Below are 18,364 nucleotides of genomic sequence, written 5' to 3'. Positions count from 1 at the left end.
ATTGGCTGCGTTGAGGCGGATCTACCGCGCCTGCTGGATCGCCGACAGGATCCACTGGCCGCCGCGCGAGCGGACGAACGTCCACAGCTCGGTGGCGCTGGTGTGCTCGTTGGGGCTGCCGTCGACCACCCGGCCCGAGGCGTCGCGCGTCACGTCGATCATCGAGAAGCGCATCGCCACCGTGGCGTATTCCCGGCCCTGCTCGGCCCAGGCCTGCGCCAGGTCGCCCGACTCCAGGCGGACGTCGGTGACGCTGTTGCGCACGCCGCTGCTGACCTGCTGGGCAAGCTGCTCAGCGAAGTAGCTGGCCATCTCGGGCGTCGCCATGGTGCGCAGGCCGTTCAGGTCATGGTTGCTCCAGGCATACTGGATGCCTTGCAGCAGCCGCTCGAACTGCTGGTAGTCGGCCTGGGTGACGGTGATCGGCGGCGGTCCGCCGCGCCCGGCCGCGCCGCCGCCGGGCATCCCGCCGGGGCTGAACATGTTGCCCAGCCCGTTGCGGGCGAACATGCCGGGGCCTGAGGCGACCGCCGGCGAGCGGCCAGTGAACAGGCGGTACAGCCACCGAACCAGGAAGTACAGCAGCGCCAGCTGGATCAGCAGCCCGAGGAAGCCGAAGCCGCCCATGCCGCCGCCGAAGAACCCGTGTCCGAGCAGCAGCCCGCCGATGCCGGCGCCAATCAGGCCGCCCATCAGCCCGGACATGAAGCCCGAACGCCTGGACTGATAGCCCGGCGCATAGGAGCCGTAGTTGCTATAGCCGGACTGCGGCGCGTTCGGCGTCATGCTGCGCTGCATCGGCTGCGCCGAGTACGGCGCCGTGCGTGTCGTCGGCGGCGCGGAATAGGTCATGCTGCCGCGGCTGCCGAACGAGCTGCCACCGCCGGCACGGGCATCGGCCAGTCCGGGGGACAAGACCAGCGCCAAAGCCGCGGAACCGGCGATCAGAGCAGAGGTGCGTCGCATTTGGTTTCGCTTTGATGTTGTCACGCGCGCAATATGGTGCGTCCGGCCAGTCCTGGCCAGAGGGGGTTGGGCCGGTGCCGGGCGGATTGCGGCCCGGCTCGGAGCGTACCGGAAAAAAGCGAGGCCAGAGAATGGCTTGGCTGCCGGGACTGCGGGATGCGCCGGCCTCGACCCCACCCGCCACCGGACGCGTCAGCCCTCCCGCCGGATGAAGATCCAGCAGCCACCGCTGGTCGCGGACTGCACGCGGACGTCGACCTCGGTGGCCGGGGACGAGAAGTCGCCGACGAAGCCGAAGCGGATATCGAGCCGGCCGGCGTCCAGCGCCTGCTCGATGCGGCCGCGGAAGGCGGCGTTGTTCATGCACGGAGCGATCTCGGTAAAGAATTTGTGTCCGACCGCCGCCTTGGGATAGCCCGACAGGCGCCGCTCGGCGTCGCTGTAGAACCGGACCGTGCCCTCGGCATCCAGGCGGATGGCGCCGAACGGCAGCGCATCCACCTCCTCGGGAGACAGCCGTTCCACGGCCTTGGCGAGCAGCGGTTCGTCGAAATCAGGGATGGCAATGTCTGAGGGCAAGGAAATTCCGCCTCCGTTGTCCGTCGCGTGGTTCAGTTCGTGCGTGCAGTGCCGTTGAACAGGACGATCCCGACAAGATGGGTCACCTGCTCACCATCATCCGACACCGGCAGGATCAGGCGCTCGAACAGGACCGGAGCGCCGTCGCCGAAGTCGTAGCTGGCGTATTCGTAACTGGGCGACAGCGTCCGCGCGCAGCGGCGGTAGGCGCCATCCAGCGAGCCCAGCGCCGCCTCGTCCTGGTCCGGCGCCCCCGGATCGGACGTCAGGACACCGCGCAACGGGCGTCCAAGCCGGGCCTCCAGCGCGGCGCCCACCTGCAGGTAACGGAAGCGCAGGCCGTTTTCCGCCGGCTCCACGGCCGCGGTAAAGGCATTGTCGGCCTGCGGCAGGCCGCCCCAGTTGAAGTCGGGCAGCCGCGGCGGCCGGTTGCCGTTGCGCGCCGCCCGCCAGTAGAGGTAGGCGGCCAGCAACCTGGGACTGCGCAGCCGCCCGACCAGCCGATCCGGGCTCGCGGCGCTCTCCGCCAGGGCCGGAGCCAGCCGCTCGTTGACCGCCTGGGCCAGATCCACGCCCTTGAACGGCTTTTTCAGCACCATTGCCGGGTCGATGCCGGGCGGGACGGCATCCCGGGCGGTGAACAGCGCCCGCAGCCCGGGCCGCTCGGCCTGCAGCCGCTCCAGCACGGCCGGTCCGACGGTCACGTCGGCCAGCAGCAGGTCCAGGACTTCGATCGCATGGGCCAGCACGAGGGCAATCTCCGCATTCGGCGCTTCGGTGACGGAATAACCCAGGGCGCGCAGGTAGCCCGCCATGATCTGGCGCAATTGATCCTCTTGTTCAACGAACAGAATCGCCGCCGGCCGCGGCGGGGCGGCGGCCTCGCCGTCACGGGCATCGTCCGGACGGATGTCGCTGACGGACGCCCGCGGCAGGATGATCTCCACGCGGGTACCGGCGCCGGCTTGGCTGTGGATCCGCACGCAGCCGCCCGCCCGCTCGGCGAAGGTCTGGACCATCGGCAAGCCGAGCCCGGTACCCTTGCCGGGCGCCTTGGTGGTGAAGAAGGCCTCGGTGGCGCGGGCAAGGACGCTCGCCGGCATGCCGGTGCCGGTGTCCCGCACGAACACCGACACATAGTCGCCGGGTGGCAGCGCCGCTGGCCGTTCCGGCGGCGGCAGGTTGCGGGCGCCCAGCGTCAGGGTGCCGCCGTTCGGCATCGCGTCGCGCGCATTGATCGCCAGGTTGAGCAGCGCGACCTCCAGCTGATGCGCATCCGCCAGCACCGGCCAGACATCGGCGGCGACATCCAGCGTCCGGCTGATGACGGCGCCGATGGCGTGGCCGATGAATTGGCCGGTTTCGGGCAGCGTCTCCGCCAGGTCAACGACGGCGAGGCGCTGCGCCTCCTGCCGGCTGAAGCCGAGCAACTGCCGGATCATGGCAGCGGCGCGGTGGGCGGCGTGGCGTCCGTGGACGACGAATTCATCGACCTGCGGATTGGTGTTGCGCAGGGCGATCAGGTCGAAGCTGCCGAGGATGGCCGACAGCACGTTGTTGAAGTCGTGCGCCACGCCGGCGGTCAGCTGGCCGAGCGCTTCCAGCTTCTGCGACTGCAGCAGGGCCGCCTGCATGTCCTGGCGCCGCCGCATCTCGGCCGCCAGCGCGTCGGCCGCCTCGGCCAGGGCGCGCGAGCGCTCGACGACGCGCAGTTCCAGTCCGGCGGCGCGCTGCAGAGCAGCCTCCCGCGCCTCGACCAGGGCGGACACGTCGGTCGAGGCGGCGATCCAGCGCAGGATCCGCCCGTCCCTGGGGGCGTGCTCGGGAGCGCCCCCGGGGGCATGCTCGGGAACGGCGCGGGTCAGGAACCAGCGGTACTGCCCGTCCCGGCCGCGCAGCCGGTGCAGCCGTTCATACACTTCGCCGGCGGCGAGCGACCGCTGCCACAGCGCCAGCGAAACCGCGCGATCCTCCGGGTGGACCGTCGCGATCCAGCCGTCCCCCGCCGTCTGGTCTGGCGCCCGATCGTGCGCCGATTCGCAATACTCGCTCCAGCGCCGGTTCCGGTATTCGGCCTGGCCGTCCGGCGCGGTGACGAAAACGAGCTGCGGCATGGCGTCCACCATTGCCCGCAGGGACGCCTGGTGCAGCCGCAGCGCGGTCTCGGCCTGCTCGCGCTGCATGGCGGCGGCCAGGATGTTGGCGACGGCCTCGAGGAAGCGGATGTCGTGCTCGGTGAAGCGGCGCTGCCGGGCGGTGTGGACGCTGAGCACGCCCAGCGGCGGGCCGGTCTCGTCGATGCCGCGGACGATCACGCTGATGCCGCTGACCACGCCGTGCTGCCGCAGCATCGGCAGCCCCTGGAAGCGGGCTTCGGTCCCAAGGTCGTCGACGACGACCGGGCCGGCATCGCGCAGCAGGGTGAAGCCGGCCTGGGACCGCCACCCGGCGGGGAAGGCGACCTGCCCGACCGGATAGGCGGCGTCCCAGCCCATGCCGGCGCGCAGCAGCAGCGTCTCGCCATCCGGCAGCAGCTCGAACAGCGCGACGAGCTCGACCCGCAGCGTTTCGGCCAGGACGCGGATGGCCTGCTGCATGACGGCCGGCAGCGGCTGGCCTTGCAGCGCGAACTGGCCCAGGCTCGCCACCGCCGCCTGCTGCCGTTCGCGCTCATGCAGCGCCGCCTCGGCCTGCTTGCGGACGGTGACGTCGTGGTCCATGCCGACGATGCGCAGCGGGCGGCCGTCCGCATCGCGCCGGATGGTCGCCTGCGTCGCGGTCCAGCGCAGACTGCCGTCGGCGCGGCGCATGCGGAACTCGGCGCGATAGTGCTCCGTCTGGCCGGACAGCGCGCGCTGCAGGCTGGCTTCCACCTGCGGCAGGTCGTCGGCATGGACCAGGGCGCGAAAGGCCGCGAGGCTGCCGCCGAAGCCACCGGGCGGCAGGCCCAGTTCCTGCTCCAGGCCATCGGCCCAGGTGATCCTGTCGTTGAGGATGTCCCAGTCCCAGGCATAAACCCGGGCGGCGGCGGCGGCGAGGCGCAGGCGTTCCTCGTTCCGGCGCAGCGCCTCCTGCTCCGCCCGCCGCTCGGTGATGTCGATGCTGACGCCCAGCACCCGGGCGGGACGGCCCTGCGGATCGAGCGCGGCGACGCGTCCCAGGGACAGCAGCCAGCGCTCGGCGGCGGTGTCGGCGCGCCGCAGGCGGAATTCCACCTGCCGGGCGGCATCCGCGGCTTCCAGGGAGGCCTGGACCAGGGCCCGGTCGGCGACATGGATCATCGCCATCCAGCCGGCGACCGATGGCGGCGCATCGGCGGCCGGGTTGAGGCCATACAGGCGGAACTGTCCGGGCGACCAGGACAGGCGTCCGCCGGCGGCGGCATTCCATTCCCAGGTGCCGACGCCGGTGGCTTCCTGCGCCAGGCGCAGCCGCTCGCCAATGGGGGTCAGGGCCTCGCGGGCGTCCTCGGCCTCCCGCCGGGCGAGCACGCGCTCGGTCGCATCGCCGACGGTGACGAGCACGGCGCCATCGTGGCCGGGATACGGAACGACGTCGACGTCCCACCACGTTGCCGCGCCCGCCGGATCGGCCGCGCGCGGCATGGCGGCCTGGCGTGCCGCCGGAGCGCCGCGCAGCACGGCCTGGACGAGGTGGCCTGCCGCGGGAACGACCGCCTCCAGCGGCTGGCCGAGGCAGGTGGCGCGGTCGGGCGCGCCCAGCAGGCGAACCCAGGCGGCGTTGACCGCGAGGATGCGCCCGTCGGGGCCGCCGACGACGGCGACGGGGCATGGCAGCGCGTCCACGGCCTTCGGCAGATCCTGCGCGCAGGCGGCCTCTGTCGCCGAGGGTAGCGAGGACGGCCAATCAACCAGGAAATATGCTCCGCAGGTGCCTTCATGCCGGCGCGCCGGCATCCTGGGCCAGGACTATAAACGAGACCGTGGCTGCAATCCATTCGGCAACTGGATTCAGCGTGCCGGGCCGAAGCGGCCGGCGCGACCGCTCCGGCGGCGTTCGTGCCGGGACCGGATCAGGTGCCTTGCCGATAGGGTACCGGACGGTGATCGCCGGAGAGGTCCCACCCGCAATGCTCACAGCGCCGCCGGCGACGACGATCCGGCCGCGTCGGCAGTCCGGCATGGGGTAGCCCCCGGTTGCGCCGCCATGCCGGGCACAGGCGGGACGTAGCCGCAGTGGATACAGCGCACGCCGCCATCGTGCAGCAGCTTGGCGCAGCGCAGGCTCGGCAGGTGCGCCTCGCGGTTGACGAGCGCGGCGGCGGCCATGCCCAGCGGCGACGCCAGCAGATAGACCCACCACGCGGTCCAGATGCCGGACGGCAGGGCAGTTGCCAGGCTGCGCGCCGGATTGAGGCTGAACCCGGACACCGGCGCCTCGACGGCGAGGAAGGCGAACATCAGGACACCTGCGGCCAAGCCGGTGAGGGCGGCGATCCGCTTGACCCCGCCGACGAGCAGCAGCACGCTCATGAGCACGAAGGCGCCGCTGAACTCGGCCAGGAAGGCGACGAGATCACCGGCCGAACCCGGCACGATGGTGAGCCACAGCACCGGCGGCCGGCGGAGGACACTGCCGAGCAGCACGCGTCCCAGCAGCAGCCCGGCCAGGCCGCCGGCGATCTGGGCAAGCATATAGAAGACGGCGTCCCAGGCGCGCATCCGGCGCATCAGGGTGAAAGCCACCGTCAGGGCAGGGTTGAAGTGGGCCCCGGACTGCCGCCCCCAGGGCGAATAGACCATGGCGGTGACCGTGGCCGCGCCGGCCAGCGCCTCCAGGCCGCGGCGGGCCAGTGGCGGCAGGGCGCCCAGCGCCGGGATCAGCGGCACCTCGGCGGCGGTGACGGCCAGCGCAAGGACCAGCATCATCGCGGCAAGCCCGCCGGCCTCCGCCAGGTATTCCGGCCAGTGGTGGCGCAACGCGTGCAGCATCAGCGGTTCTCCTCGCAACCGGGGCACGGCATCAGCCGGTCGGCGGATCGCATGGCGCCGGCGGTGCTCTGCGGCACGCGCCGGTGGGGCAGCGCGGCGCGGCGTCTGCAGGATCAGACCACATTCCCCGCGGGCGCGCCAGGGCGGCCGGCGACGGCGCGCATGCCGGCGCTGCCCGCGTCGTGCGCTGCGGGGACACCGTGTTCCGGGCGGAAATTCTCCGTTCGGAGCTGAAATCAAAATTCCGTTTGGGGGCAGCGTGAAGTATGGCAAAATTGCGAAGAAATAATAGTACTTAACGTCTAACAATATTGAGTCCGTCATGCACCCTGGCTACCCGGACGCAGGGCCAGCCGGCGCCAGGAAAGCCGCATCGGCAAGTCTCGCCGCGATGAACTGGCTGAATTTCCTGACCGCGCTGATGCAAACCGCGTTTGGCGCATTCCTGTCAGTCTATCTGACCACCAACGGCTGGAGCGCCACGGACATCGGCGCGGTTCTCGGCGTCGGCACTGTCGTCGCGATCGCCTGCCAGGTTCCCGGCGGGGCGATGCTGGACTGGCTGCACCGGACGCGGCTGGTGGCGTCGCTCGCCGTCACCGCCATCATGGCGTCGGCGGCCCTGATGGCGGCGGCGCCGCAGCGCATTCCGGTGCTCGCCGCCGAGTTCCTCCAGGGGGCGGGCGCCAGCGTGCTGACCCCGGCCATCGCCGCGCTGACGCTGGCGATCAGCCGGCACGAGAAGCTGGGCGAGAAGTTCGGCCACAACGTGCGCTATGCCGCCGTCGGCAGCGCCGTGGCGGCAATGGTCATCGGGGCGGCGGCGCAGGTCTCGGATGCCGCCGGGTTCTGGCTGGCGATGGCCTGTGGGGTCCCGCGCTCGCCGCGGTGTGGGCCATCCGGATTGCCGACATCGAGGCCGCGCCGAGCCGCACCACCCATGTCGCCGTCCTGCCGCGCCACGCCCGGCCGCCGCACCCGCCGCATGCGATGGTGCTCGACCGTGGGTTCCTGGCGTTCGCGGCCTGCCTGATGCTGTTCCAGCTTGGCAACGCCGCGCTGCTGCCGACCGCGGCGCGCGCTGTCGCCCAGGCCGGGGCGCAGGCCGGGGCGCAGGCGGGCGCGCAGGCGGGCGCGCAGGCGGGCGCGCAGGCGGGGACGCAGGCCAATCTCGCCATCGGCGTGGCCATCATGGTTCCCCAGTTGCTGGCCGCGGCCTGGTCGCCCTGGGTGGGGCGGCTGGCAAACCACCATGGGCGCCGGGGATTGCTGCTGATCGGCTTTGCCGCGTTGCCGGTGCGGGCCCTGCTGTTCGCCTTCGACAGCGGCCCCGTGCCGATGGCGCTGTGGCAAACGCTGGACGGCATCAGCGCCGCCGTGTTCGGCGTGCTGGTGCCGCTGGCGATTGCCGACATGACCCACCGGCGCGGGCACTTCAACCTGGCGATGGGCGTGGTGGGGCTGCTGTCGGCGCTTGGCGCCACGATTAGCACGGTAGGCGCGGGCGTTATTGCGGACGCTTTCGGCAACCAAGCGGCGTTTCTTGCGCTGGCTACCGCCGGCACCGCGGCCTGGACGGGCGTCTGGTACTTCATGCCGGAGACCCGCCCCGGCGCCAGCCAGCCGTCGGTGGTCCCGACGCCGGCCTGACGGCCGCTCCGCGCGGGGGCGGAGCCGGTATGTCATGCCCCTGTATCTACTGGAGCCGGGTCGTCTGTTGTCTCGATCCGGTTCCGGCCGGGCGCTCGGCACACACCGCGTCGCGCCGTCGGGATGGAGGCGTTGCCCGGGCGGGCATCACGGTCGCGCAGGGACGAGCCGGGTTGACCCCGGCTCGTGAACGTCAGACCCGCGCGTAGGCGCCCGCGACGTAGCCGCGCAACGAGCTCACGTCGACCGCCTGCTTCGCGACGGCGGCATTCAGCAGGTCACGGATGCTGATCACGCCGAGGAGCTTGCCTTCATCCATGACCGGCAGGTGGCGGAACCGGCCCTTGGTCATCAGGGCAATGGCCTGATCGACCGTGGTGCGGGGCGAGCAGGTCCAGACGTCGCGGATCATGTGCTGGTCGACTGTCACATCGAGCAGCTCGGACCCCTTGTCGTCGAGGCCGCGCATGACGTCGCGCTCACTGATGATGCCGACCAGGCTGGAGCCTTCCATGACAACGGCCACCCCGATCTTGTGCTTGGCCAACCCGTGGACCACGTCAAAGACCCGGTCCTTGGGCCGGACGATCACGACATTGTAGGGCTTTTGCTTCAGCAGGGCGGCAACGGTCATGGAAGGATCCTTTTCAGGCGGTTTGGCACCCGCCAGCGTCACGACAAGAAAATCCGGCAGACTAGAAACGTTTGTAACCGTTATTCGGCCAAAGGAAAAGCACAATGTGGAATGGCACACCTGCAATAGAAGAAGCCCTCGACCTGCTACTCGCGAGTTAGCGGCCAAGTCCTGCAAAATCGCGGCGCCCGGCGCGTCCGGCCACCTGCCGGGGCGGTTCATTCCTGGCCTCGCCATACATTTATTCTTTAATCAGCTTGGCCGAATCGGCTGAACCGGCAGATATGCTGGAATACTGGACAGTAAAGCGCGATCGTTTGATCCAATGCGAGGCGGGGACGATCCAGCTAGCATAGCGTGAACACGCGCCGGCTTCATCCACCCGCGCCAGGAGCGGCGGACGACTCGTCCCCGGCCGGCACACATTTATTCTTCGGTCGGCTTGGGCCGGACCGGCTGAACCAACAGACAGGCTGCAATACCTGACAGTAGAGGCGCGGCAATTCGATCCAATGCGACGAGCACGGCGTCAGGCTCCGTCCACCGGCGCCAGGCGACGACCGACCGGCATGGCGGTGCGCCAGGGGACATGGCCCGCATGGCTCGGCCGCGTCCGCGGGGCGAACCTGGCGCGAACGGCGGAAACCAGGCCGACGGCGGGCAGGTCGGTCCGGAATGCCTACCCGCGGGAGAAGCCGGGCAGTAACGCCGGCAGCGGCGCCTGCGCAGTAACGCCGGCGGCAGCCGCCTGCATCAAATGACCCGGCGCGTATGCGGTCATCGGCACACGGCAGGCAAGCCGCATGCCCGACACGCCTGGACCCGCCAATGCGCCAGCCGGACCGGGTCTGCGGCAGGGCTGCGACGAGACCGTCCTTGGGCCGCCATGATGATGACCCGCGACGAGTCACTGCGCGGCGCACCGCGGCCGGATCGCCTGGACCGTGCGGGGCCACCATTGACCCGTCGATCAGTTGCCAAATGATAATTGCTCGACCATTCGGACGATGCCAGGGCAAGGCGGTGGCCGGCCGCCCGAATCCTGCTCTGCGTGCTCTGCGCTCCGCTTTGCGAAGTCTGCGTTGAATCGCGGTTGTTGCGGCGCCACCGGCGTTTCCGGTTGGGCAACCCACCGGCAACGCCACCGTTTGTTGCGGCGTCGCATTTTTCAACGCAGAGATCGCCGAGCGGAGCGCAGAGCGCGCAGAGAAGATCTGGTCGCGACCTGCGGTCGCAATGCCTCGACGGCACGCGAGGTGCCCCTGTGGCAGGCCATGCCTGGCGTTAGGACAACACAAGCCAACGCGCCAAAATTCGTTGTTCTGAAGTCGACCGCGCGCCGGGGCCTGCACGGGTTCCTGCAGGCCGTGCCGGCTCCCGTCAATGAGGGCCGCCTCTATCATGAGACCAGTTCCCGCCGTGCCGCGGCAAAAGCGGCCGATGGTCCGGCCTCGCGGGATCGGCCAGCCGCGCGATCCATGATGGACCGATGCCCCGGGACCCATGGTCGAGGACGCTGACCCGATGACAGGCGGCCTGCAACAAGCCACCGGGATCGCCGTGCGCGGAAGCCGGCCAGGCGGACATGACGATTTCATATGAAGCCATCAACGGCGGCGGCAACCGGATGGCTTCATCATTGCCGGCGGTATGCGACGATGTTATAGACCTGAATCGATTGCAGCCATGACAACGTGTTACGGTATAGAAGTAATGAATTCCGGTGCCTCGCCCCGCCCGCGCCTGATCGACCGGATCGGCATCGTTCCGCGCCTGCTGATCTGCTCGCTGCTGGCCGTGCTGCTGACGGCCATCTCCGTCGAGCTATGGACATTGCGCCTGGTGAACGCCGACGGCATACAGCGAGCGCAGGACTCGCTGCGGCAAAGCGCGTCCCTGCTGAAGCTGCAGCTCGCGCCGCTGGGCACGCGGTGGTCGATCGACGCGAACGGCAGACTGATGCTCGGCACGACCCCGATCAATGGGCGCAACGACATCGTGGACACCGTGAAGTCGGTCACCGGCGCGGCCGCGACCATCTTCCAGGGCGATACCCGTATCGCAACCAATGTCACCAATCCCGATGGATCGCGCGGTATCGGAACGAAGCTCGCCCGCGGGCCGGTGTACGATGCCGTTCTGCATGACGGCCGATCGTACAGGGGCGATGCCTGGATCCTGGGCGTCGATTACCTGACGCTGTATGAGCCGATACGCGACGCGAACGGCCGCATCGTGGGCATCCTGTTCGTCGGCGTGCCGCAGGCCCAGGCCCGGGCGTTCCTGGCGACCATCGTCGAACAGGCCGCGCTGGGCATGCTGCTGATCGCCACGCTGACCAGCCTGGCCTATTTCCTGGCGCTGCGGATCATCGTCCGGCCGATCACCGGGCTTGCCGGCGTCATGCACCGGATTGCCGACGGCGCCCTGGACACCGCCGTGCACTGGACCGAGCGTACCGACCAGATCGGCGAAATGGCCTGCGCCCTGCGGGACCTGCGCGACACCTCGGCCCGGGCGCGGGAGCTGGAAGCGGCGGCAGCGGCGGACCGCCGCCGCGCCGATGAGGCCAAGCACGCGGCCCTGCTGGACATGGCCGACCGGATCGAGAGCGACACGGCGGTCGCGTTGCGGCAAATCGGCGGGCGCACCGCCGCGATGGCGGCGGCAGCGGACGACATGACCGCCTCGGCCATCCGCACCGGCCAGTCGGCCGAAGCCGCCGCCGCGGCCGCCGGTCAGGCGCTGGCCAATGCGCAGACAGTGGCCCAGGCGGCGGACCAGCTTGCCGCCGCCATCCGCGAGATCAGCGCCCAGGTCGGCCAGTCCACCGCCGTCGTCAACCGCGCGGTGGCGGCGGGCAGCGAAACCCGCAGCAGCATCGAAACGCTCAACAACGAGGTCGAGCGCATCGGCAAGGTGGTGGACATCATCAACGAGATCGCCGCCAGGACCAACCTGCTGGCGCTGAACGCCACGATCGAGGCCGCCCGCGCCGGCGACGCCGGGAAGGGATTCGCCGTCGTCGCCGCCGAGGTGAAGGCGCTGGCCTCGCAGACGGCGCGCTCCACCGGGGAGATCGGGCAACTGATTGGCCAGGTGCGGGCCGCCACAGCGGCTTCCGTGACGGCCGTGGCGCGCATCGAACAGTCGATCACCGAGGTGAACGAAATCGCCGGCTCGATCGCGGCGGCGGTGGAGCAGCAGGGCGCCGCCACCGCGGAAATCGCGCGCAACGTCGCGGAAACCTCGACCGCGGCCGAGACCATGACCGGCCAGATCCGCGAGGTGTCGGCCGAAGCCACCCGCAACCGGTCCTGCGCGGCCGAGGTGCGCGACAACACGGCCGGATTGAACGGTGCGGTCGAGGAACTCCGCCGTTCGGTGATCCGGGTCGTCCGGACCTCCACCGAGGCCGATCGGCGGCAATCGCCACGCCATGCAGTCGCCATGCCGTGCGTGGTGAGCCTGGCCGGCCATGACCAGGCCGGCCAGGTGACCGAGTTGTCGGCAGGCGGCGCCTGCATCGCCGGGATCGCGCCGTTGCCGGCGGGGGCGCAGGGGACGCTCGGGCTGCCGGGGACCGGCCTGCGGCTGCCGTTCACCGTCGGCGGCAGCGATGCCGGGGCGTTGCGGATTGTGTTCCGGCTGCGGGACGGCGAGGCGAGCGGGCTTGGGCGGCTGCTCGACGGATTGCCGGCAAGCCGCGCCGCCTGAGCCGGGACTACGGCAGGATCGCGTTCTCGGTGACGGCGAAGAACACGTCCTTGCCGCCGGCCCAGATCATGCGGGCGGCGATATACAGGACGATGCCGAGGCCGACGTAGGCGATCCAGTGGTAGCGCTCGATCAGGCGCGCCACGGCCGAGGCAGCGAAGCCCATCAGCAGCACCGAGATCGCCAGGCCCGCCACCAGCACCGCCGGGTGGTTCAATGCCGCGCCGGCGACGGCCAGCACGTTGTCCAGCGACATCGACACGTCGGCCAGGATGATCTGCCACAGGGCCCGGCCGAGCGTCTTGGTCTCGGGGTCATCGGCGGCGGCTTCGCAGGGCATGGAGGTTTCGCGGCGGATCTCCCGCCACAGCTTCCAGCCGACCCACAGCAGCAGGATGCCGCCGGCCAGCAGCAGGCCAATGATCTGCAGCATGGTGGTGGCGATGACCGCGAAGCCGACGCGCAGCACCGTCGCCATGGCGATGCCGAGCCACAGCGCGCGCAGCCGCTGCTTGGCGGGCAGACCGAGCGAGGCCATGCCGATGACCACGGCATTGTCCGCCGACAGCACGACGTTGACGAAAACGACCTCCAGCAGCGCGCTGAGCGCGGCGGGATCGAACAGACCGGACATCATGGGGCGCTGCTGCGGCTTCCGGGGAGGAACGAGGGCCGGCGGTTCGTCGCTGGCATCGGGCGGCGCCGGAAGCGCCATCCTGGGTTTGCGGGTATCGACGTTGGAGAGAGCCTCCTGGGATGGGCGGTTGCCGATGGGTAAGCCGGGTGTGGGCCGCGATGTCAACCGGCGAAACGACGGGCGCCCGGCGTGGCGGTGGCCGTCACGATAGCAGGCTGACGATCACCACCAGGTGCAGGGCGGCGGCGACCACCACCATGGTGTGCCAGGCGGCGTTCCGGAACCGCACTGTCGCCAGCGTGTGCACCAGGGTGCCGAGCGAATAGATCACGCCGCCCAGCAGAAGCAGGGCGAGGAGGACTCCCGACAGGGCGACGGCGAGCGGCGGCAGCACGATCAGCACCAGCCAGCCCATGCCGAGATACAGGACGAGCGAGACCCGGTCGTAGATGCGCCGCCAGGCCAGGCGCAGGCCGATGCCGAGGGCGGCCAGGACCCAGACTGTGGCGCACAACGGCACGCCCAGGCTCGGGCGCAGGGTGCTGATGGTGATCGGCGTGTAGCTGCCGGCGATCATTACGAAGATCATGACGTGGTCCAGGGCGCGGAACGCCCGCTTCAGCCGCCGGGCGCGCGGCGGCGTCAGGTTGTACAGGGCGGAGGCGGACAGCATGCCGACCAGGCCGACGGTATAGACGATCAGGGCGAGGAACTGGGCGCGGGTGGTGTCGGGCCCGAGGTTGAGCAGCAGGTTGCCCAGGACGATGCCGGCGCCGATGAGGCCGATCAGGTGGATGACGGCGTCGACGGCTTTCTCGGCGGTCGTGTAATCGGGGAATTCGGGTTGGATGATCGGCGCCGGCAGGGTGGGGCTTCGGCCGGCGCGGGACGGCGAGGGCTGGTGGCGCCGGGCGGCGCGGGTGTTGCTCCGTATGAGGGAACCGTTCGGCATGGGTGGCCTCCGCGTCCGGTCGGCCCCGGCGTGCCTGCCGTGGCCGGTTGGTTGCCTGTCGGCGAGCCGGAGCAGCGCGGTGGTTTGCGACGCCAAAGCGTGGCCCAGTGTGAGAAGCCCAGCCGAGATGATGCGCTAACGCCGGGCGCGGGGACGCGTCGGGAGCCGGCGGGGATCACATCGGAAGTAGCGGCGGGCGCTGGAGTCACCCTTGCGGCAGGGCCGCCGGCGTGGCCGGGCGCTCAGGCGTCGGCCGGCTGGAGCAGATCCTCGTCCAGCACGCGTTCGTGCGTGTCCATGACGCTTTTGGCGCGGTACTGGCATCCCCGGCCGGCGACGGGGAGGACGCTGACGATGGTGTAGATCCCCGGACGCATGTTGGCGTTGGACGCATCCGCTCGCGCGATCACCCGGTCTCCTTTGGCGAATTTGTGCTTGATCATGAATATCCTCGTGAAAAAGGCGGCGCCGGGGCACCGCCTTTCCGGATTCAGGCGAGCTTTAGGTTGACCGCCGAGGTCTTGCCCTGCTGCCCGCGCTCGATGTCGTAGCTGACGCTCTGGCCTTCGTTCAGGTTGCCGAGACCCGCCCGCTCCACGGCGCTGATGTGGACGAACACGTCCTTTGAACCGTCATCCGGCTGGATGAAGCCGTAGCCTTTCTGGCTGTTGAACCACTTGACGGTGCCTTTAGACATAACAGGTCTCCAGTTCCGGTCAGCCTCCGCGTCTGCGCGGAGGTTCCATACTTTTCATGTCGGATAGGACCGGAGCAGCGCGGTGGCCTGCGACGTCAGGATCATGCCCGGGGGGAAAAGCCCGACCGAAGTGGGTATATAGGGGAGAATGCGGAGGATTGCAGCGGTGATCGGGGGATCACGTTGAAAATAGTAGTGGTACCTTGGGTGTGGGTTTTGCTTGCGGCTGCGGTACGGGTGCCGGGGAGCGGCGGGCTTGGCGGCCGGGGGGCGCGGGCGAAAGGATATACGGCAGGCTGAGGCGAAGAGGTCCTCGGCGGTGGGTCTGGATGGTGGCCCGGGCGGGATGGGGGGAGTCCCGCGGTTCGCGCCAGCATGGGGCGGATCCGTCCCATGGGCGGGACGCAGGGTGGACGGGTTCCGGGCCAGGCGCGGGCTCCAGCGGATACACGTGCATCTGGCAATGACTTGCGGTATGCTGCCGGCGAACGATTGATTGGCATGCGACTCCGCTTCAGGGGCTTCACATGGGTATGGCTGCCAACCCGATTCTGAGCACACCGCCCGCCAAGCTGCGGCTATCGGAACATGCCCGGTTCATGGTGGAGGAGCATGCAGCCAGACAGAACCTGATCCAGAAGCTGGCCACCTCACCGACAGTGGACTACCAGATTGACGAGACGTCCGGGAATTATGTCTTCAGGTCCGGCGACTTTCGCATTGTAGCCAGAAGAGATGCGGACGGTTCATTTTTCGTTCTATCCATTATTGATCGATCCCAGTTTCCGACCTGACTCCCGTGGCGATATTCCTGGAGGCGCCGCGCTTCAACCTGAGCATAGTGGCGCAGCAACTTGCAGAGTTCCGGGCCTGGCTTGCCACCCATCGCTATTTCAAGGAGAAGGACGTCGTTGCCAAGCTCAGGAGCCTGGGTGCTTTGTGTCCGCTGCTGGGCGCGTATGATGGCAAGAAGTATCCGACTGAGGTGGACCCCATCGGCTGGACAGGAATCGGGGTGACTTAAGAGAGAGTCCCGCCGTCCTTCCACTGCCCCTCCCGATCCAAGGGGGTAAGTAGTCGCCTGTGAAGAATCCAGAAACCCCTGGTAGCCAGCGGGATCTTTGCCATGGCAAGTAATCGTATTTGCCAGAAATTCGGCACGGGCCAGCGGTTTTCCGGCGAAATTTGACCGCCGCTGCCTGCCGTGATCGGCTGCGGCCGACACGGACCGGGGAGGATCCTGCCGATGCGGCCAGCCAAGCAAAGCGCCAGCGGCGAGACACAGCGGCTGGGGCCGCGTCTGGATCAGATTGTCGACCTCAACCATCCTTTGGTGAAGCTCGCGCAGCACATCGACTGGGCTTTCATCGAGCAGCACCTGGATGCGGTCTACACCGACGGCCCCGGCCAGCCGCCGCTGCCCACCCGGCTGATGGCGGGCCTGGCCATCCTCAAGCACATGCGCAACCTTTCCGACGAGAAACGAATTAAGGGTTTGTGCGGCGCGAAGCCGCCGCAGAAGCCCCGTTGGACGAACGCGGGGAGCTTCGAAGGATCGACAATCCGTTATGGAGATTTCACCGCAAACGCTTGCTGCTGGAGTGGTTGGATGCGCCTCGGCCGTCACCTTCCGACGGCTGCGAGGGCATCATCGCGGGTGTGAACGGCGATTTCAGGGTGAGCAGCATCGTCATTGAGGTCAAGATGAGGCCCAGATTTGCGTTGGCGACAGCGGATTCCTGTGGCGTGACGAGCACGCGGCGGCGAGACCGGACAGGATGGTGGCGTCTGCCGCGGCTCATGGCGCCATGGCCTGCTGCGGGGTGAGCCTGCGGATGAACACCAGCCGCCCCTGACAGTGTGGACAGACCCGCGGCTCGATCGGCGGCACCGGTGCCTCGGCAGATGGCACGAGCGGTCGACCAGCCAGGTCGTCCTGCACCACGTCGGCCTTGGGTGGCGCCTGGAGTTGCAGCATCTGCCGCACCCGGGCGGCATTGTGACGCCGGCTGGGATGCCACAGGCCGAAGTAGCGGACTTTGTGCAAGCCGCGCGGCAGCACGTGCTGGAGAAAGCGGCGCATGAACGCCTCGCCGCTGAGCCGGCAGGTGCGCCGCTGGCGGCTCTTGCGGTCCTTGTATTGGATCGTGACCCCGTTGTCGTCGAGGCCGACGATGCGGGCGTTGGTGAGCGCGACGCGGAAGACGTAGCGGACGAGGTAGTCGAGCACGGCCCGTTCGCCGTTGCCGCGGGCGCTGACGTGGAGAACCCAAGGCTTGTGCCAGACCGCGTCCGGGACGACGAAATCCGGGCACTTCTGCCGCAGCAACGCCCGGAATTTGCCGCGCACCAGCGTGGCAAGCGCCTTGATCGGCAGGAGGAAGTTCTGCCGCGCCGGATGCCAGGTACTGCCGTCCCCGGAGATCCCGCCGCCACTGACCAGGCAGTGCACGTGGGGATGGAAGTGTAACTGCTGCGTCCAGGTGTGCAGCACGGTGAGCACGGCGACGGTGCCGCCGACGTAGCACGGGTCGCGGGCAAGCTCGATGATTGCCTCGGCGCTGGCCTGCATCAGCGCGCCATAGCCCGCGCGCTGATGGACGCGCAGCACCGCACGCAGTTCAGCCGGCACGGTGACGGTGATGTGGAAGTAGGGCACCGGCAGCATCTCCGCCTGACGGCGTTCGAGCCATTCCTGCGTCTGGGCGAGACTGGCCAAGGTTCCGGCCAGTCGCTTGCGACTGGTTGGAAGGCCAGGCGAGGGGGTGTGGCACTTGGGACAACTGCGATTGCCACAGGAGTGGAACGAGAACACCTCGCTGTTGCACGCCTCGCAGCGCCAGACCTGGCCGCCGAGGGCGGCGGTGCGGCAGTTGCGGATGTCCTCGATGGCACGCCGATGCGAGGGCGGCATCGACGCGCCGTGGGCCGAGAGGTAGTCCGCCGCAAAGCGGCGGAACACGTCGGCGACCTCGATCATGACCGCGCCTCAGAGGCCGGTCATCAATCGATCGAGCAGGGTATGAAGCGACGCCCGGGTGGGCGCGGTGAGGTGGGTGTAGATGGCGGTGGAGGTGATGGAGGCGTGGCCGAGCAGGATCTGCACGACACGGATGTCGACGCCGTTCTCCATCAGCCTGGTCGCATAGCTGTGGCGCAGTGCGTGCGGCGTGATTTTGCCGCGGATGCCGCTCGCCACCACCACCGCGGCGAAGCTGTGACGCAGAACCCGATCGTCGAGCGGCGCGTCACCGCGTCGGTTGGGGAACAGCCAGCGGGGATTGTGATGGGTCCGCCATAGGTGGCTGAGCTCGTCGAGAACCGGCTGCGGCAGCGGCACCCGTCGCTCCTTGTTGCCCTTGCCGATGATACCCAGCATCCGGCCGGCGCGGTCGATGGCGCTGACCTCGAGCGTGATGGCCTCGCTGATGCGCAGGCCGCACGCATACATCAGCAGGGTCATTCGATACACGATTCACGCTGTTGAAAGCTGGAGAAAACTGAGCACGGCCTAGGCCGGAGAGAGCGGCAAATTGGGTCTTGAGGGTCACCGTGGCCTACCATGGTGCGGCCATGGAGA

The 18,364-nt window shown here is 69.1% G+C and carries 16 protein-coding genes and 1 pseudogene; 6 read left to right on the top strand and 11 right to left on the bottom strand.

The genetic code is table 11. The annotated features are described in order from the left end of the window. Window positions 1-21 precede the first annotated feature (21 nt). The 4 genes from CCS01_RS03350 to CCS01_RS03335 all read right to left on the bottom strand — a co-directional run bounded on the left by CCS01_RS03350 (window position 22) and on the right by CCS01_RS03335 (window position 6,497). Window positions 22-966, bottom strand: coding sequence for a TIM44-like domain-containing protein (locus CCS01_RS03350; RefSeq protein ID WP_104517411.1), 945 nt, complete (start codon window positions 964-966; stop codon window positions 22-24). A 192-nt stretch (window positions 967-1,158) separates the two neighbouring features. Then, window positions 1,159-1,545 (bottom strand): PAS domain-containing protein, encoded by a 387-nt coding sequence (locus CCS01_RS03345; protein WP_204848128.1) that lies wholly within the window; start codon window positions 1,543-1,545, stop codon window positions 1,159-1,161. 32 nt (window positions 1,546-1,577) lie between these two features. Further along, window positions 1,578-5,462 (bottom strand): PAS domain-containing protein, encoded by a 3,885-nt coding sequence (locus CCS01_RS03340; protein ID WP_104517410.1) that lies wholly within the window; start codon window positions 5,460-5,462, stop codon window positions 1,578-1,580. Window positions 5,463-5,639: 177 nt separating this feature from the next. Beyond that, on the bottom strand, window positions 5,640-6,497 hold the full coding sequence (locus tag CCS01_RS03335) for an MIP/aquaporin family protein (RefSeq protein WP_158258207.1): 858 nt from the start codon (window positions 6,495-6,497) through the stop codon (window positions 5,640-5,642). Window positions 6,498-6,819: 322 nt separating this feature from the next. Here CCS01_RS03335 and CCS01_RS03330 point away from each other — a divergent pair, with 322 nt between their 5' ends. Next, entirely contained in the window at window positions 6,820-7,530 is a 711-nt protein-coding gene (locus tag CCS01_RS03330) for an MFS transporter (RefSeq protein ID WP_104517408.1), read from the top strand. Further along, complete coding sequence (locus tag CCS01_RS03325; RefSeq protein WP_104517407.1) at window positions 7,488-8,147, top strand: MFS transporter; 660 nt, start codon at window positions 7,488-7,490, stop codon at window positions 8,145-8,147. The genes CCS01_RS03330 and CCS01_RS03325 overlap by 43 nt, the downstream gene beginning before the upstream one ends. 193 nt (window positions 8,148-8,340) lie before the next feature. Here the strand turns inward: CCS01_RS03325 and CCS01_RS03320 are convergent, their stop codons facing one another. Further along, complete coding sequence (locus CCS01_RS03320) at window positions 8,341-8,781, bottom strand: CBS domain-containing protein (protein ID WP_158258206.1); 441 nt, start codon at window positions 8,779-8,781, stop codon at window positions 8,341-8,343. Between the two features lie 1,713 nt (window positions 8,782-10,494). On the opposite strand from CCS01_RS03320, the gene CCS01_RS03315 reads away from it, so the two are divergent. After that, window positions 10,495-12,498 (top strand): methyl-accepting chemotaxis protein, encoded by a 2,004-nt coding sequence (locus CCS01_RS03315; RefSeq protein WP_158258205.1) that lies wholly within the window; start codon window positions 10,495-10,497, stop codon window positions 12,496-12,498. 7 nt (window positions 12,499-12,505) lie between these two features. On the opposite strand, the gene CCS01_RS03310 is transcribed toward CCS01_RS03315, so the two are convergent. The 4 genes from CCS01_RS03310 to CCS01_RS03295 all read right to left on the bottom strand — a co-directional run bounded on the left by CCS01_RS03310 (window position 12,506) and on the right by CCS01_RS03295 (window position 14,784). Then, a complete protein-coding gene (locus CCS01_RS03310; protein WP_104517416.1) occupies window positions 12,506-13,132 on the bottom strand; it encodes a YjbE family putative metal transport protein in 627 nt (208 codons plus the stop codon). A gap of 205 nt (window positions 13,133-13,337) precedes the next feature. Then, entirely contained in the window at window positions 13,338-14,087 is a 750-nt protein-coding gene (gene trhA, locus CCS01_RS03305) for a PAQR family membrane homeostasis protein TrhA (RefSeq protein ID WP_104517404.1), read from the bottom strand. Window positions 14,088-14,329: 242 nt separating this feature from the next. Next, complete coding sequence (locus CCS01_RS03300; protein WP_104517403.1) at window positions 14,330-14,530, bottom strand: hypothetical protein; 201 nt, start codon at window positions 14,528-14,530, stop codon at window positions 14,330-14,332. A 47-nt stretch (window positions 14,531-14,577) separates the two neighbouring features. After that, complete coding sequence (locus tag CCS01_RS03295; protein WP_104517402.1) at window positions 14,578-14,784, bottom strand: cold-shock protein; 207 nt, start codon at window positions 14,782-14,784, stop codon at window positions 14,578-14,580. A 527-nt stretch (window positions 14,785-15,311) separates the two neighbouring features. Here CCS01_RS03295 and CCS01_RS03290 point away from each other — a divergent pair. The 3 genes and pseudogenes from CCS01_RS03290 to CCS01_RS34960 form a co-directional block, all read left to right on the top strand. After that, window positions 15,312-15,578: a hypothetical protein gene (locus tag CCS01_RS03290; RefSeq protein WP_104517401.1), complete on the top strand. Its 267-nt coding sequence runs from the start codon at window positions 15,312-15,314 to the stop codon at window positions 15,576-15,578. A 5-nt stretch (window positions 15,579-15,583) separates the two neighbouring features. Then, window positions 15,584-15,808, top strand: coding sequence for a hypothetical protein (locus CCS01_RS03285; RefSeq protein WP_104517400.1), 225 nt, complete (start codon window positions 15,584-15,586; stop codon window positions 15,806-15,808). 222 nt (window positions 15,809-16,030) lie between these two features. Next, window positions 16,031-16,264: pseudogene (locus CCS01_RS34960) on the top strand (IS5/IS1182 family transposase); the annotation flags it as partial. A 318-nt stretch (window positions 16,265-16,582) separates the two neighbouring features. Here the strand turns inward: CCS01_RS34960 and CCS01_RS03275 are convergent. After that, complete coding sequence (locus CCS01_RS03275) at window positions 16,583-17,764, bottom strand: IS91 family transposase (RefSeq protein WP_104517399.1); 1,182 nt, start codon at window positions 17,762-17,764, stop codon at window positions 16,583-16,585. Between the two features lie 9 nt (window positions 17,765-17,773). Next, window positions 17,774-18,247 carry a tyrosine-type recombinase/integrase gene (locus CCS01_RS03270; protein WP_204848127.1) on the bottom strand — a complete coding sequence of 158 codons (474 nt, stop codon included), beginning with the start codon at window positions 18,245-18,247 and terminating at the stop codon, window positions 17,774-17,776. Window positions 18,248-18,364: the final 117 nt, after the last annotated feature.

The sequence above is a fragment of the Rhodopila globiformis genome, assembly GCF_002937115.1.
In the GTDB taxonomy this organism is placed as follows: Bacteria; Pseudomonadota; Alphaproteobacteria; order Acetobacterales; family Acetobacteraceae; genus Rhodopila; species Rhodopila globiformis.
The sequence above is the reverse complement of the archived record's forward strand: the minus strand, read 5'-3'. Positions and strand labels throughout refer to the sequence as shown.

What these genes read in the sequence shown, in the direction of transcription:
- CCS01_RS03320 (WP_158258206.1), bottom strand. Translation starts at nt 8,781, where the DNA reads ATGACCGTTGCCGCCCTGCTGAAGCAAAAGCCCTACAATGTCGTGATC.
- trhA (WP_104517404.1), bottom strand. Translation starts at nt 14,087, where the DNA reads ATGCCGAACGGTTCCCTCATACGGAGCAACACCCGCGCCGCCCGGCGC.
- CCS01_RS03310 (WP_104517416.1), bottom strand. Translation starts at nt 13,132, where the DNA reads ATGTCCGGTCTGTTCGATCCCGCCGCGCTCAGCGCGCTGCTGGAGGTC.
- CCS01_RS03340 (WP_104517410.1), bottom strand. Translation starts at nt 5,462, where the DNA reads ATGCCGGCGCGCCGGCATGAAGGCACCTGCGGAGCATATTTCCTGGTT.
- CCS01_RS03270 (WP_204848127.1), bottom strand. Translation starts at nt 18,247, where the DNA reads ATGACCCTGCTGATGTATGCGTGCGGCCTGCGCATCAGCGAGGCCATC.
- CCS01_RS03295 (WP_104517402.1), bottom strand. Translation starts at nt 14,784, where the DNA reads ATGTCTAAAGGCACCGTCAAGTGGTTCAACAGCCAGAAAGGCTACGGC.
- CCS01_RS03315 (WP_158258205.1), top strand. Translation starts at nt 10,495, where the DNA reads ATGAATTCCGGTGCCTCGCCCCGCCCGCGCCTGATCGACCGGATCGGC.
- CCS01_RS03330 (WP_104517408.1), top strand. Translation starts at nt 6,820, where the DNA reads ATGCACCCTGGCTACCCGGACGCAGGGCCAGCCGGCGCCAGGAAAGCC.
- CCS01_RS03275 (WP_104517399.1), bottom strand. Translation starts at nt 17,764, where the DNA reads ATGATCGAGGTCGCCGACGTGTTCCGCCGCTTTGCGGCGGACTACCTC.
- CCS01_RS03300 (WP_104517403.1), bottom strand. Translation starts at nt 14,530, where the DNA reads ATGATCAAGCACAAATTCGCCAAAGGAGACCGGGTGATCGCGCGAGCG.
- CCS01_RS03335 (WP_158258207.1), bottom strand. Translation starts at nt 6,497, where the DNA reads ATGCTGCACGCGTTGCGCCACCACTGGCCGGAATACCTGGCGGAGGCC.
- CCS01_RS03325 (WP_104517407.1), top strand. Translation starts at nt 7,488, where the DNA reads ATGGTGCTCGACCGTGGGTTCCTGGCGTTCGCGGCCTGCCTGATGCTG.
- CCS01_RS03290 (WP_104517401.1), top strand. Translation starts at nt 15,312, where the DNA reads ATGGGTATGGCTGCCAACCCGATTCTGAGCACACCGCCCGCCAAGCTG.
- CCS01_RS03350 (WP_104517411.1), bottom strand. Translation starts at nt 966, where the DNA reads ATGCGACGCACCTCTGCTCTGATCGCCGGTTCCGCGGCTTTGGCGCTG.